Origin of the sequence: Pseudomonas sp. 22072 (assembly GCF_052046095.1) — a bacterium.
Classification (GTDB): domain Bacteria; phylum Pseudomonadota; class Gammaproteobacteria; order Pseudomonadales; family Pseudomonadaceae; genus Aquipseudomonas; species Aquipseudomonas paracarnis.
The window spans coordinates 85,427-98,648 of record NZ_JBQEQE010000006.1 but is presented as its reverse complement, the minus strand read 5'-3'; the positions used below and the strand labels follow the sequence as shown (position 1 = coordinate 98,648).

The following is a 13,222-nucleotide window of genomic DNA, read 5'->3' as shown; positions in this document are numbered from 1 at the left end:
GCATCCGAGGTGAATTTTCTTTATCGTCACCGCCCTTTTTAAAAGCCCGAGAAATCAAAATGTTAGAAGCATCCCTCAGCCAATTGGAACAACTGGTCAGCGACCTCGTACAGCAGAATCAAGAATTGCTGGGCAGCAACGAATCCCTCAAGGCCGAGCTGGCCCGCGCCAAGGACGAAAACGACAGCCTGCAACTGAACCTGATGGAACAGGAAGAAAAGCACGGCGCCACCGCCGCCCGCATTCAGGCGCTGGTTGAGCGTGTAAGTGCAGGGCCTGTCAGCGCATGAGTGAGGGCATAAAGGTCGTTTCGATTCTCGGAGAGGATTACTCGATCAAGGCACCGGCCGGCGAAGATCAGACCCTGATGCATGCCGTGACCATGCTCAAGGCCTCCCTGGCGGTTACCAAGAAAAAGTACCCGACCCTGATCGGTGACAAGCTATTGGTACTGGCCGCGCTGAACCTGTGCGCCGAGCAGATTGAAATGCAACAGGCTCACCAGCAGGAACTCGACCGTTACCAAGAGCAAGTCAGCGCCACGGTCGATGTGATCTCCAAGGTGATCGGTCAGCCTTAGAACCACTCGTCTTGCATGCCCAGGCACGTATCGTCGCGTGCCTCAAGAATCGCCAGTTCATGATGGCAGCTCGGTATTTCCCAGGTCAGGAAGTACCGGGCGGCCTGGAGCTTGCCCTTATAAAAGGCCGCGTCAGCCGCGTCACCCTTGGCCAGCCCTTCTTCGGCGCGGATCGCCTGTTCCAGCCAGCGCCAGCCAATCACCGTGTGCCCGAACACTTTCAAGTACAGCGCCGAGTTCGCCAGGCTGCTGTTGACCTTGCCTTGGGCGAGATCGGTCAGCAGGCCAATCGTGACGCTTTGCAGCCGGTTTACCAGTTGCTCCAGAGGCTCTCGCAGTGCCGTGAGTGAAGGGTGCTTTTGCGCCCGGGCTCCGGTTTCAGCGATCAGGCGAATCAATTGCTTCAAGCCGGCACCACCATTCTGCGCCAATTTGCGCCCGAGCAGGTCCAGGGACTGGATGCCGTGGGTGCCTTCATGGATGGGGTTCAGGCGGTTGTCGCGGTAGTACTGCTCCACCGGGTATTCGCGGGTGTAGCCGTGGCCGCCGAGAATCTGGATCGCCAGCTCGTTGGCCTTGAGGCAGAACTCCGACGGCCAGGATTTGACGATGGGCGTGAGCAGGTCGAGCAATTCGTGGGCTTGCTTGCGTTCGGTGTCGGTTTGCAGGGTGGTGGTGTCGTCGAATAGCCGCGCCGCGTAGAGGCCGAGGTCAAAGGCGCCTTCCACATAGGCTTTCTGGGTCAGCAGCATGCGCTTGATGTCGGCATGCTGGATGATCGCCACCGGTGCGGTGCTCGGATCTTTGCTATCAGGCAGGCGCCCCTGGGGCCGTTCGCGGGCGTAGTCCAGCGAGTAAAGGTAGCCGGCGTAACCGAGCATTACCGCGCCCATGCCTACGCCGATGCGTGCCTCGTTCATCATCTGGAACATGCAGCTCAGCCCCTGGTGCGGCTTGCCCACCAGGTAGCCGACACAGTTGCCGTTATCGCCAAAGTTAAGCGCCGTGGACGTGGTGCCGCGCCAGCCCATCTTGTGGAACAGCCCCGCCAGCAGCACATCGTTGCGAGCGCCCAGGCTGCCGTCATCGTTGACCAGGAACTTGGGCACGATAAACAGCGAAATGCCCTTCACGCCTGCGGGAGCGTCCGGCAATTTGGCCAGCACCATGTGCACGATGTTTTCCGACAGCGAATGGTCGCCACCGGAGATAAAGATCTTGTTGCCCTTGAGCCGATAACTGCCGTCAGCCGCGGGTTCTGCACGGGTCCGAATGTCCGACAGGGAGGAACCGGCATGGGGCTCGGTCAGGGCCATGGTGCCGAAGAAGCGCCCGTCGATCATTGGCTGCAGGAAGCGTTGTTTCTGCTCCTCGGTGCCGAAGCTCTCAATGAGGTTGGCGGCGCCCATGGTCAGGAACGGGTAGGACGTCGAGGCGGCGTTGGCCGATTGGAAGTGCGCGAAACAAGCCTGGGACAACAGGGTCGGCAGTTGCATGCCGCCTGCTTCAAAGCTACGTGCTGCGTTGAGGAAGCCGGCTTCAAGGAAGGCGTCCACGGCGGGTTTGACCTCCGGGATCAGGATCGCCTGGCCGTTTTCATAGCGCGGTTCGTTTTCGTCGTTCTTGCGGTTGTGAGGGGCGAAGTACTTTTCTGCGATGTTGCGCGCCGTGCTGATCGCGGCATCGAAGGTTTCGCGGTTGTGTTCGGCAAACCGCTCGCGCTGGGTCAGGCCCTCGGCATCGAGGACTTCGTACAGCTCGAAAGCCAGATTGCGGGAACTGAGCAGCGTCTCGGACATGGCGGCGTACCTTTGAAGGAATTGGCCTGAGTCTAAGTCCGCGAATGGAGGGTGGATAGCAAGATTGATTTAAGTGATAGAAGGGCAGAACGCTGGCGAGGCATCGAGATCGTTCCCACGCTCTGCGTGGGAACGCCTCTTTTGACGCTCCGCGTCACGCTTCTGGACGCAGAGCGTCCTTGAGCTGCATTCCCACGCGGAGCGTGGGAACGATCAGCCGCGATCAGCCGCGTTGTGTCAGTTAGCCGATGGTCATCAGGCTGGCGTTACCACCCGCTGCAGCAGTGTTAACGCTCAACGCGCGCTCGATCACCAGACGCTCCAGCGCAATCGCCGTTTCGCCTTGCGACATGCCATGCACCCCAACAATCGCCCCACCGCGCTGCGCCACTTGCTGGCACACCGCACGCAGTTGGTCGGAATCACCGTGATGCAGCACAGCGTCAAACACCACGTCGTCCTTGGACCAGTCGGCCACGCGCTTGATCTTCGCCTGAATCTCTTTAGGCAGGCGTGGGAACAAGGCCTTGGTCAGCTCGGTTTCCGGCCATACCGCCGAACCACCGACGGCCAATACCGCCGCCAGTTGGGTCAGCAGGTCGCCTTCCACTTCGGCCAGGCACAGCACGTGCTCGCGCGGCAGGATGGCGTAGCTGTTGCGCTCGCCGGTCGGGCCGGCCAGTTGGCGGGTGATACCGCTCTGCGATTGGGCGGCGAACTGCGCGCACAACGCGCTCAGTTCGCTGAACTTATTGCCGTCGGCCCAGGTTTTCAGGGCGGTCAGCGATTGGCTCATGGCATCACGCAGGCGCACGTCCGGCGCGGCCAGCTTGTCGCCCCGTACGAAGGATTGCTCGATCGCATCGGTAGGACGAGTCGACAGCAAGCGGTACAGGTACAGCGGGCCACCGGCTTTGGGGCCAGTGCCGGACAGGCCTTCACCGCCGAACGGCTGCACGCCGACCACGGCGCCAACAATGTTGCGGTTGACGTAGACGTTACCGGCATTGACGTTGTCGATCACCTTGGCGATGGTCTCGTCGATGCGGGTGTGCACGCCCAGGGTCAGGCCGTAGCCGGAAGCGTTGATCTGGCCGATGAGCTGGTCGATCTCTTTGCGCTTGTAGCGCACTACGTGCAATACCGGGCCGAAGATCTCGCGTTGCAGTTCGTCGAAGCTTTCCAGCTCGATCAGGGTCGGCATCACGAAGGTGCCGCGCTTGATCTCTTCACCGTCGGCAATCGCCACCTGGTAAACGTTGCGGCCTTTGTCACGCATGGCCTGGATGTGTTTCTCGATACCGGCCTTGGCTTCGGCGTCGATCACCGGGCCAATGTCGACCGACAGGCGTTCCGGGTTACCCAGGCGGCATTCAGCCATGGCACCCTTGAGCATTTCGACCACACGGTCTGCCGAATCTTCCTGCAGGCACAGTACGCGCAGGGCCGAGCAACGTTGACCGGCGCTGTCGAAGGCCGACGATACGACGTCGATCACCACTTGTTCGGTCAGCGCCGAGGAATCGACGATCATCGCGTTCTGGCCACCGGTTTCGGCGATCAGCGGAATCGGGCGACCCTGGGCATCCAGGCGACCGGCGACATTGCGTTGCAGCAGGCGCGCCACTTCGGTGGAACCGGTGAACATCACGCCTTTGACGCGATCATCACCCACCAGACGGGCACCGACGCTTTCGCCCTGGCCTGGCAGCAATTGCAGCACACCTTCCGGAATGCCGGCTTCAAGCAGGATGCGTACGGCCTGGGCAGCCACCAGCGGCGTCTGCTCGGCAGGCTTGGCCAGCACCGGGTTACCGGCAGCCAGCGCTGCAGCTACCTGGCCGCTGAAGATGGCGAGCGGGAAGTTCCACGGGCTGATGCACACCACTGGGCCCAATGGGCGGTGGGCGTCATTGGTGAAGTCGTTGCGCGCCTGCACTGCGTAGTAGCGCAGGAAGTCCACGGCTTCACGCACTTCCGCGATGGCGTTGGCGAAGGTCTTGCCGGCTTCACGGGCCAGCAGGCCCATCAGCGGCTGGATCTCGCCTTCCATCAGGTCGGCGGCGCGTTCCAGGATGGCAGCGCGTTCGGCGGGCGGGGTGGCCTGCCAGATCGGTGCGGCGCTGATGGCGCACTGGATGGCGTTGTCGACGTCTTCGACGGTGGCTTCCTGTACCTGGCCGACCACATCACGCAGGTCGGACGGGTTCAGCACCGGTTGAGCCGTTTCATTGCTGGCGGCGCAACCGAGCATCGGTGCGGCTTTCCAGTTGTTGTGAGCAGTGGCGAGCAGGGCGCAGGACAGCGAGGCCAGACGATGTTCGTTGGCCAGGTCGATACCGGCCGAGTTGGCGCGGTCGCTGCCGTACAGGTCACGCGGCAAAGGGATGCGCGGGTGTGGCAGGCCGAAACCGCCTTCCTGGGTTGCCATTTGCTCGATGCTGGCCACCGGGTCGGCTACCAGTTCCTGGATCGAGATGGACTGGTCAGCGATACGGTTGACGAACGAGGTGTTGGCGCCGTTTTCCAGTAGGCGGCGTACCAGATAGGCCAGCAGTGTTTCGTGGGTACCAACCGGCGCGTATACACGGCACGGACGGTTCAGCTTGCCTTCGGAAACCTTGCCTACAACCTGTTCGTACAGCGGTTCACCCATGCCGTGCAAACACTGGAACTCGTACTGGCCGGGGTAATAGTTCTGACCGGCGATGTGGTAGATAGCCGACAGGGTGTGGGCGTTGTGCGTGGCGAACTGCGGGTAGATGACTTCCGGCACCGACAGCAGTTTTCGTGCGCAGGCAATGTAGGAAACGTCGGTGTACACCTTGCGGGTGTAGACCGGGTAGCCTTCCAGGCCTTCGCCCTGGGCGCGCTTGATTTCGCTGTCCCAGTACGCGCCTTTTACCAGGCGGATCATCAGGCGATGGCGGCTGCGGCGGGCCAGGTCGATGACGTAGTCGATCACATACGGGCAACGCTTCTGGTACGCCTGGATCACAAAGCCGATGCCGTTCCAGCCAGTCAATTGCGGCTCGAAGCACAGGCGCTCGAGCAGGTCCAGGGACAGCTCCAGGCGGTCGGCTTCTTCGGCGTCGATGTTCAGGCCGATGTCGTACTGCTTGGCCAGCAAAGTCAGCGACAGCAGGCGCGGGTACAGCTCATCCATCACACGCTCGTACTGCGCACGGCTGTAGCGCGGGTGCAGGGCGGAGAGTTTGATGGAGATGCCCGGGCCTTCATAGATCCCACGGCCATGGGAGGCTTTGCCGATGGAATGAATGGCTTGTTCGTACGAGGCCAGGTACTTCTGGGCGTCGTGTTCGGTGAGTGCGGCTTCACCGAGCATGTCGTAGGAATAGCGGAAGCCCTTGGCTTCGAATTTGCTCGCATTGGCCAAGGCTTCGGCGATGGTTTCGCCGGTGACGAACTGCTCGCCCATCAGGCGCATGGCCATGTCGACGCCCTTGCGGATCATCGGCTCGCCGCTCTTGCCGATGATGCGGCTCAGGGACGAGGTCAGCCCTGCTTCGTTGTGGGTGGACACCAGCTTGCCAGTCAGCAGCAGGCCCCAGGTAGCGGCGTTGACGAACAGCGATGGGCTGTTGCCCAAATGCGGCTGCCAGTTGCCGGTGCTGATCTTGTCGCGGATCAGTGCATCGCGGGTGCCTTTGTCCGGGATGCGCAGCAGCGCTTCGGCCAGGCACATCAGCGCCACGCCTTCCTGGGACGACAGGGAGAATTCTTGCAGCAGGCCCTGAACAATACCGGCACGGCCGCCGGCACTCTTCTGATTGCGCAGTTTTTCGGCAATGCTCGCGGCCAGCTTGTTGGTGGCTTCGGCCATCGGTGCCGGCAGGCGCGCCTGTTCGATCAGCATCGGTACCACTTCCGGCTCGGGGCGGCGGTAAGCGGCGGTGATTGCGGCACGCAATACCGATTGCGGCAGGATGCTCTCGGCGAACTCAAGGAAGCACTGGTGGGCGTGGTCGGCCTGGACCTCGCCGGCATCATCGGCCTCCTTGGTGCTCAAGCCATTGAGCTCGGACAGGGTTGCACCACCCTCGAGTTTCTCCAGGTAATTGAAAATCGCCTGCTTGATCAGCCAGTGCGGCGTGCGATCAATGGAGGTCGCGGCGGCCTTCAGGCGTTCGCGGGTCGGGTCGTCGAGTTTGACCCCAAGGGTGGTCGTTGCCATTTTTTTATCCTCATGGGTGCCACTACCGAGTGGCATCTGCTGGCGGCAAGATTAGCTTTGCCCATCCTGAGGTGCAACCGGGTGCAACCCTTTTGTTGGTTAAATATTCGACGCTTGATCGGAAAAAAATAAACACACGACCGAATCCGCTTCGCGCTGGTGCATTTGCTTCTGAGATCGGCTGTTCTTGCTCCGAAAAGGAGCAAAAAAAGCGCGTTTGTCCTAAAACACACTTGGGTGCAACTTAATCGGCAGAAACTGGTTGCACCTTATTTGCTTTGTTGAATAGCATTCGCGCACCAAGGTGCAACCAACCCTCTGGGTGGGTTCATCGGCTGGCGGCTTTCCTGGGGAAACGCCAGTCATAAATGCGCGGCATGCAGGTTCGTCTATCCGGTTATCCACGGGTGGCCGTCCCCATGACCGTCGCTACATAAAAACAAAGCCAGGGCGTCACTCCTATGAGCGTTAGTAATCCAACCCTGATCACGTTCGTGATCTACATCGCAGCAATGGTGCTGATCGGCCTGATGGCCTATCGCTCCACCAACAACCTTTCCGATTACATCCTGGGCGGTCGCAGCCTCGGTAGCGTGGTGACAGCCTTGTCCGCCGGTGCTTCCGACATGAGCGGCTGGCTGTTGATGGGCTTGCCGGGCGCGATCTACATGTCCGGTCTGTCGGAAAGCTGGATTGCCATCGGCCTGATCGTCGGTGCCTACCTCAACTGGTTGTTCGTGGCCGGCCGCCTGCGCGTGCAGACCGAACACAACGGCGACGCCCTGACCCTGCCGGATTACTTCTCCAGCCGCTTCGAAGATAAAAGCGGCCTGCTGCGGATCATCTCCGCCGTGGTGATCCTGGTGTTCTTCACCATCTACTGCGCCTCCGGCATCGTCGCCGGCGCCCGCCTGTTCGAAAGCACCTTCGGCATGTCCTACGAGACCGCGCTGTGGGCCGGTGCTGCGGCGACTATTGCCTACACCTTCATCGGTGGTTTCCTGGCAGTCAGCTGGACCGACACCGTGCAAGCCACGCTGATGATCTTCGCGCTGATCCTCACGCCGATTATCGTGCTGCTGGCCACCGGCGGCGTAGACACCACCTTCCTGGCCATTGAAGCCAAGGACCCGACCAGCTTCGACATGCTGAAAAACACCACCTTCATCGGCGTTATCTCGTTGATGGGCTGGGGCCTGGGCTACTTCGGCCAGCCGCACATCCTCGCGCGCTTCATGGCGGCGGACTCGGTTAAGTCGATCGCCAAGGCGCGTCGCATCTCCATGACCTGGATGATCCTGTGCTTGGGCGGCACCGTGGCGGTGGGCTTCTTCGGTATCGCTTACTTCTCGGCGCACCCGGAAGTGGCGGGCCCGGTGACTGAAAACCCAGAGCGTGTGTTTATCGAGCTGGCCAAAATCCTGTTCAACCCATGGGTTGCCGGTGTGTTGCTGTCGGCCATTCTGGCGGCTGTGATGAGCACCCTGAGCTGCCAACTGCTGGTGTGCTCCAGCGCCCTGACGGAAGACTTCTACAAGGCGTTCCTGCGCAAAGGCGCTTCCCAGCTTGAGCTGGTATGGGTCGGTCGCATCATGGTGCTGGTAGTGGCCTTGATCGCCATCGCCATGGCCGCCAACCCGGAAAACCGCGTACTGGGCCTGGTCAGCTACGCCTGGGCCGGTTTCGGTGCAGCCTTCGGCCCCGTGGTACTGATCTCGGTCATCTGGAAACACATGACCCGCAACGGCGCCCTGGCCGGCATCCTGGTCGGCGCGATCACCGTGATCGTGTGGAAGCACTTCGAATTGCTGGGCCTGTACGAAATCATCCCAGGCTTCATCTTCGCCAGCCTGGCGATCTACTTCGTGAGCAAGATGGGCGCACCGACGGTGGGCATGGTCGAGCGTTTTGATGCTGCGGAAAAAGATTACAACTTGAACAAGTAATTCGCTGGGCGTTTAACGCCTGCTGAACGAACAAGAAAGGCCCACGTCCGAAGGACACTGGGCCTTTTTTTGTGTGGGCTGATTGGTGCAATTGCCGTCGATGCTCGTGGGTTCCAGCGGTGCTCACGTAGGACCTTACTTATTTGCCGAGGCAGCGCTCGGCAAGGCGAACGGCTGGTGCAGAATCGACCGCCCACCCTTCGCAGAGAAACACCGGATGTTCGCTCCTGCCAACCAACCTGCATTTACCCTGGCCCTGGATGGGGCGCCGAGTGATTTCGAGGTGTTCGCGTTCGACGGCACCGAGGCCATCAGCCAGCCCTATCGTTTTGAACTTGAGCTGGTCAGCGAGCAGCCGGATATCGACCTGGAGGGCTTGCTGCATCGCCAGGTGTACTTGGGCTTCGACGATCAGGGGCATGGCGTTCACGGCCTGGTGTATCGGGTTGCCCAGGGCGACTCGGGCCGGCGCCTGACGCGTTACCAGCTCAGCCTTGCGCCGCATCTGGCGTACCTGGCACACAGCAGCCACCAGCGCATTTTTCAGCATAAGACGGTGCCGCAGATTGTTGCTCAGGTGCTGGCAGGGCAGGGGATTCACAGTGATCGCTTTGAGTTCCGGTTGAGCGGTGATTACCCGGAGCGTGAATATTGCGTGCAGTTCGGCGAGAGCGACCTGGCGTTCATCCAGCGCCTGTGTGCCGAGCTGGGTATTCACTATCACTTCCAGCATTCCCCCGCAGGGCATCTGCTGGTGTTTGGCGATGACCAGACCGTATTTGCCCAGGCAGATCAGCCCACGCCGTACCGGCCTGGTTCGGGAATGGTCGCCGCTAACCCTGCGATCAAGCGCTTCACCTTGCAATTGGCGACCTGCACCACGGCGTTGAATCTTCGCGATTACGACTTTCGCAAACCCCATGTCGAGCTGGAAAGCGCAGCCGTCGACAAGTCATTGCCCAAGCTTGAAGCGCAGCACTACCCCGGCAAGTTTTCCGACCGAGCCCAAGGCAGATGCCTCGCCCAGCGTGGCCTGGAGCGGTACCGCAGCGACTATCGTAGTGCCCATGGCCAGGGCGATGAGCCGGCGTTGGCCAGTGGCCGGTTTCTGCAGTTGCGTGAGCACCCCCGTGAGGACTGGAACGACCTGTGGCTGGTGACGCAGGTGCGCCATGAAGGCAAGCAGCCTCAGGTGCTGGAGGAAGCGGTCACCGAGGAGGACGGAGGGGAACTGCGCCAAGGGTATCGCAACGCATTTGTCGCCGCGCCATGGGATGCGGTGTTTCGTCCGCCCTTGCCGGAGCAGCCGCGCCCGACGGTATCGGGATATCAAAGTGCAGTGGTCACCGGCCCGGTTGACAGTGAGGTTCACTGTGACGAATACGGCCGGGTCAAGGTGCAACTGGCCTGGGATCGTGTCGGCGAGCACAACGACCATTCCAGTTGCTGGCTGCGGGTCGCCAGTGGCTGGGCCCATGACCGTTATGGCGTGGTGCTGATACCCCGGGTTGGCATGGAAGTGCTGGTGGGGTTCGTCAATGGCGACATGGATATGCCGCTGGTGGTGGGGTGCCTGCCCAACGCCGCCACGCCTGTGCCCCTCGACCTGCCCGCGGACAAGACCCGTAGTCTCTGGCGTAGCCAGAGCAGCCCTGGCGGTGGTGGCTACAACGAACTGCGTATCGAGGACCGCAAGGGTGCCGAGGAAATCTACCTGCGCGCCCAGCGGGACTGGACCCAGCATGTGTTGCACGACCAACAGGTACAGGTCGATAACCAGCGTCGCGTGCAGGTGGGCGGCGAGTCGCGCCATGAGTTGCAGGGCCAGGAGCAGCGCATCACCCACGGCAACCGTTTGACCGAGCTCAAGCAGGATGACCATCTGGTGGTTGGCGGTTCGCAGCACATGCGTGCCGGGCAAATCATTGCGCTGGGGGCCGGGCAAAGCATCATCATTGATGCGGGTGCCAGCGTGACGATCCAGGCGGGCGGGCAGTCGATCACATTGTCAGCGGGCGGGATTTTCAGCAGTGTGCCGATCCAGCTCGGCAGCGCGCCTGCCCCGACGCCGGCGCCGTTAATGCCTGGGTTGAAAGAGGCTGTATTGGCAGCGGTTCCCGCGCCGTTAAGCCGTGCACAAGTGTTCAGCCTCAAACGCAGCGCGCCGTTCTGCGAAGAATGCGAGCGCTGCAAGAACGGCCAATGCGACATCGACGCCCATACACGGAGTGCGTCCTGATGCCCGCGCTCTTGACGCCCAATGCCTGGCTGGCGCAATACCCGTTGCAGCCTGATGAACAGCTGTACGCCGTGCTGGGCAATGCCAGCGACGCCAAGCCGCTCGCCGCCTGGCAAGCCACGGCCGCTGCAAAGATGCCGCGACCGATCTGGGCGGACACGGCCTACGCTGACTGGGATGAGGTCATGCCCTACGTTGGCGTCGTTGAGCCGAGCAGTGCCTTTCTCGATTGGATAGCCACCACCCAAGCGCCGGATTGGGGCTGGCTGGCGGTCTCGTCCAGCCCGCTGGAGGTGGTGATCGCGCATTTGAAGGGTTTGACCCAGGTGTACCTGCCGGAAAGCCAACCGGTGTTTTTGCGTTTCTGGGACGGCGCGCACCTTTTGCCGATGTTGCAGTCATTAGGCGACGGGGCCGGGGGCGTGCTACCGGTGTTCCAGCGCTACTTGATCAACGGCCAGCCGCTGTCGGTGGCGGCCAAACCAGTCACTGCGGCCCCAGTCAGCCCCTGGTGGCAGGTACCGGCATCGTTGCTCAAGCATATGGCTCAACAGTCTCCACAGGTGCTGGTCGACAACCTGCTGCAATGGCTCCAGGAACAGCGCCCTGACCTCTACACCGCGTTTACGCCAGCAACCTTGCAGCATAAAGTCGCCTACTTCGCACGCAGGCCGCAAATCAGCCATGGTGCACTGGCTGATTACCTTGCCTCGCAGCTCAGTTGAGCCCCTGGCGATAGAGTCACTTCCGTGCCGCCCGCCATGCGGCCCTGCACCTTTGCACCGGTAGAAGGTAAACTTCGCCCCCTGCGCAGGAGCAACCATGAATTATCGTCACGCCTTTCACGCCGGCAACCATGCCGATGTCTTCAAACACCTGACCTTGACCCGCCTCATCGCCCTGATGTCGCGCAAGGAACAGCCGTTCGCCTACCTCGACACTCACGCAGGCATTGGCTTGTATGACTTGCAGGGCGACCAGGCCAACCGCACCGGTGAGTACCTGGAAGGCATCGCCCGCCTGTGGGGCGCAAGCGACCTGCCGCCGCTGACCGCCGACTACATGCGCGTGTTGCACGAGATGAACCCGGATGGCCAGTTACGCTACTACCCGGGCTCGCCGGAACTGGCGCGCCGCCTCACACGGCCCCAGGACCGTGTGCTGCTCAATGAGAAGCACCCGGAAGATGGCGTGCTGCTCAAGGACAACATGAAGGGTGATCGCCGCGTCAAAGTGCACCTGGGCGAGGGCTGGCATGTACCACGGGCCTTGCTGCCGGTGCCGGAAAAGCGCGGGCTGATGCTGATCGACCCGCCGTTTGAAAAACTCGACGAAATGCAGCGTTGCGCAGCGTCCCTCAAGGAAGCCGTCAGCCGTATGCGCCAGACGGTCGCGGCGATCTGGTACCCGGTGAAAGACCAGCGCATGTTGCGCCGTTTCTACCAGGACCTGGCCGGTACCGGTGCGCCGAAGCTGCTGCGTGTGGAGTTGCTGGTGCATCCGCTGGACACGCCCAACACCCTCACCGGCTCGGGCCTGGCGATTGCCAACCCGCCGTGGGGCCTGGAAGAGGAATTGCGTGAATTGCTGCCATGGTTGTCCAAGCAACTGGGCCAGACCCAGGGTGGCTGGCAGATGGATTGGCTGATCGCCGAGTAACCGATCGTTCCCGCGCTCCGCGTGGTAACGCAGCCTGTGACGCTCCGCGTCACGATGTTAAAAGCGGACGCGGAGCGTCCAGGGCGGCATTCCCACGCGGAGCGTGGGAATGATCATGGCACAAGGGTCAGATCGGGCAGGTCACGCCTGTGCCGCCGATCCCACAGTAACCCTGGGGGTTCTTCGCCAGGTACTGCTGGTGATACGCCTCGGCGAAGTACACCGTCGGGGCCTCTTCGATTTCTGTGGTGATCTCACCCAGGCCGGCCTTGCTCAGCTCTTGCTGATAAGCCTCGGCACTGGCTTTGGCCGCCGCCAATTGCTCCGGCGTGGTGGCGTAGATCACCGAGCGGTACTGGCTGCCGATGTCGTTGCCCTGGCGCATGCCCTGGGTCGGGTTGTGCAGTTCCCAGAACATCTTCAACAGGTCTTCGTATTTCACCTTGGCCTGGTCATACACCACCAGCACCACTTCGCTGTGGCCGGTCAGGCCCGAGCAGACTTCTTCGTAAGTCGGGTTAGGCGTGAAGCCGCCGGCGTAGCCGACCACGGTGCTGACCACGCCGTCGCGCTGCCAGAACTTGCGTTCTGCGCCCCAGAAGCAGCCCAGGCCGAAGATCGCAAAGCCGACGTCATCCAGGAACGGGCCCAGCAGTGGGTTGCCGTTGACGAAGTGCGTTTCCGGTAACTTCATCGGGGTTTCACGACCAGGCAACGCTTGTTCTTGAGTAGGCAGCACGTTTTTGTTCACCAGAATTTCCGAGCGCAAGACCATGATCAGTCCTCTCGTCAGGTTGAGTAACA

9 protein-coding genes are annotated in these 13,222 nt (G+C 61.5%); 6 read left to right on the top strand and 3 right to left on the bottom strand.

All coding sequences use genetic code 11. From position 1 onward, the window contains the following. Positions 1 to 59 precede the first annotated feature (59 nt). Positions 60 to 290 carry a hypothetical protein gene (locus ACTJLA_RS08350; RefSeq protein ID WP_003187970.1) on the top strand — a complete coding sequence of 77 codons (231 nt, stop codon included), beginning with the start codon at positions 60 to 62 and terminating at the stop codon, positions 288 to 290. Beyond that, positions 287 to 580: a cell division protein ZapA gene (locus tag ACTJLA_RS08345; protein ID WP_003187971.1), complete on the top strand. Its 294-nt coding sequence runs from the start codon at positions 287 to 289 to the stop codon at positions 578 to 580. Before ACTJLA_RS08350 ends, ACTJLA_RS08345 begins: the two co-directional genes overlap by 4 nt. On the opposite strand, the gene ACTJLA_RS08340 is transcribed toward ACTJLA_RS08345, so the two are convergent. Continuing rightward, positions 577 to 2,379 carry an acyl-CoA dehydrogenase gene (locus ACTJLA_RS08340; RefSeq protein WP_198790491.1) on the bottom strand — a complete coding sequence of 601 codons (1,803 nt, stop codon included), beginning with the start codon at positions 2,377 to 2,379 and terminating at the stop codon, positions 577 to 579. The genes ACTJLA_RS08345 and ACTJLA_RS08340 overlap by 4 nt on opposite strands. A gap of 241 nt (positions 2,380 to 2,620) precedes the next feature. Further along, complete coding sequence (gene putA, locus ACTJLA_RS08335) at positions 2,621 to 6,574, bottom strand: trifunctional transcriptional regulator/proline dehydrogenase/L-glutamate gamma-semialdehyde dehydrogenase (RefSeq protein WP_198790492.1); 3,954 nt, start codon at positions 6,572 to 6,574, stop codon at positions 2,621 to 2,623. Between the two features lie 461 nt (positions 6,575 to 7,035). On the opposite strand from putA, the gene putP reads away from it, so the two are divergent. The 4 genes from putP to ACTJLA_RS08315 all read left to right on the top strand — a co-directional run bounded on the left by putP (position 7,036) and on the right by ACTJLA_RS08315 (position 12,418). After that, complete coding sequence (gene putP / locus ACTJLA_RS08330; protein ID WP_034125609.1) at positions 7,036 to 8,520, top strand: sodium/proline symporter PutP; 1,485 nt, start codon at positions 7,036 to 7,038, stop codon at positions 8,518 to 8,520. A 217-nt stretch (positions 8,521 to 8,737) separates the two neighbouring features. Continuing rightward, positions 8,738 to 10,759, top strand: coding sequence for a type VI secretion system Vgr family protein (locus ACTJLA_RS08325; RefSeq protein WP_057975418.1), 2,022 nt, complete (start codon positions 8,738 to 8,740; stop codon positions 10,757 to 10,759). Then, the gene (locus ACTJLA_RS08320; protein ID WP_220382811.1) at positions 10,759 to 11,484 is read left to right on the top strand and encodes a DUF4123 domain-containing protein; all 726 of its coding nucleotides are present in this window, start codon (positions 10,759 to 10,761) and stop codon (positions 11,482 to 11,484) included. The genes ACTJLA_RS08325 and ACTJLA_RS08320 overlap by 1 nt, the downstream gene beginning before the upstream one ends. 97 nt (positions 11,485 to 11,581) lie before the next feature. Beyond that, on the top strand, positions 11,582 to 12,418 hold the full coding sequence (locus ACTJLA_RS08315; protein WP_014716619.1) for a 23S rRNA (adenine(2030)-N(6))-methyltransferase RlmJ: 837 nt from the start codon (positions 11,582 to 11,584) through the stop codon (positions 12,416 to 12,418). Between the two features lie 127 nt (positions 12,419 to 12,545). Here ACTJLA_RS08315 and msrA read toward each other — a convergent pair whose 3' ends face one another. Further along, positions 12,546 to 13,193, bottom strand: a complete 648-nt coding sequence (gene msrA / locus ACTJLA_RS08310; RefSeq protein ID WP_014716620.1) for a peptide-methionine (S)-S-oxide reductase MsrA — start codon at positions 13,191 to 13,193, stop codon at positions 12,546 to 12,548. Between the last annotated feature and the right edge of the window lie 29 nt (positions 13,194 to 13,222).

Excerpts from the sequence above, each read along its gene's own strand:
- msrA (WP_014716620.1), bottom strand. The coding sequence starts at position 13,193 with ATGGTCTTGCGCTCGGAAATTCTGGTGAACAAAAACGTGCTGCCTACT.
- ACTJLA_RS08325 (WP_057975418.1), top strand. The coding sequence starts at position 8,738 with ATGTTCGCTCCTGCCAACCAACCTGCATTTACCCTGGCCCTGGATGGG.
- ACTJLA_RS08320 (WP_220382811.1), top strand. The coding sequence starts at position 10,759 with ATGCCCGCGCTCTTGACGCCCAATGCCTGGCTGGCGCAATACCCGTTG.
- ACTJLA_RS08345 (WP_003187971.1), top strand. The coding sequence starts at position 287 with ATGAGTGAGGGCATAAAGGTCGTTTCGATTCTCGGAGAGGATTACTCG.
- putA (WP_198790492.1), bottom strand. The coding sequence starts at position 6,574 with ATGGCAACGACCACCCTTGGGGTCAAACTCGACGACCCGACCCGCGAA.
- ACTJLA_RS08350 (WP_003187970.1), top strand. The coding sequence starts at position 60 with ATGTTAGAAGCATCCCTCAGCCAATTGGAACAACTGGTCAGCGACCTC.
- putP (WP_034125609.1), top strand. The coding sequence starts at position 7,036 with ATGAGCGTTAGTAATCCAACCCTGATCACGTTCGTGATCTACATCGCA.
- ACTJLA_RS08340 (WP_198790491.1), bottom strand. The coding sequence starts at position 2,379 with ATGTCCGAGACGCTGCTCAGTTCCCGCAATCTGGCTTTCGAGCTGTAC.
- ACTJLA_RS08315 (WP_014716619.1), top strand. The coding sequence starts at position 11,582 with ATGAATTATCGTCACGCCTTTCACGCCGGCAACCATGCCGATGTCTTC.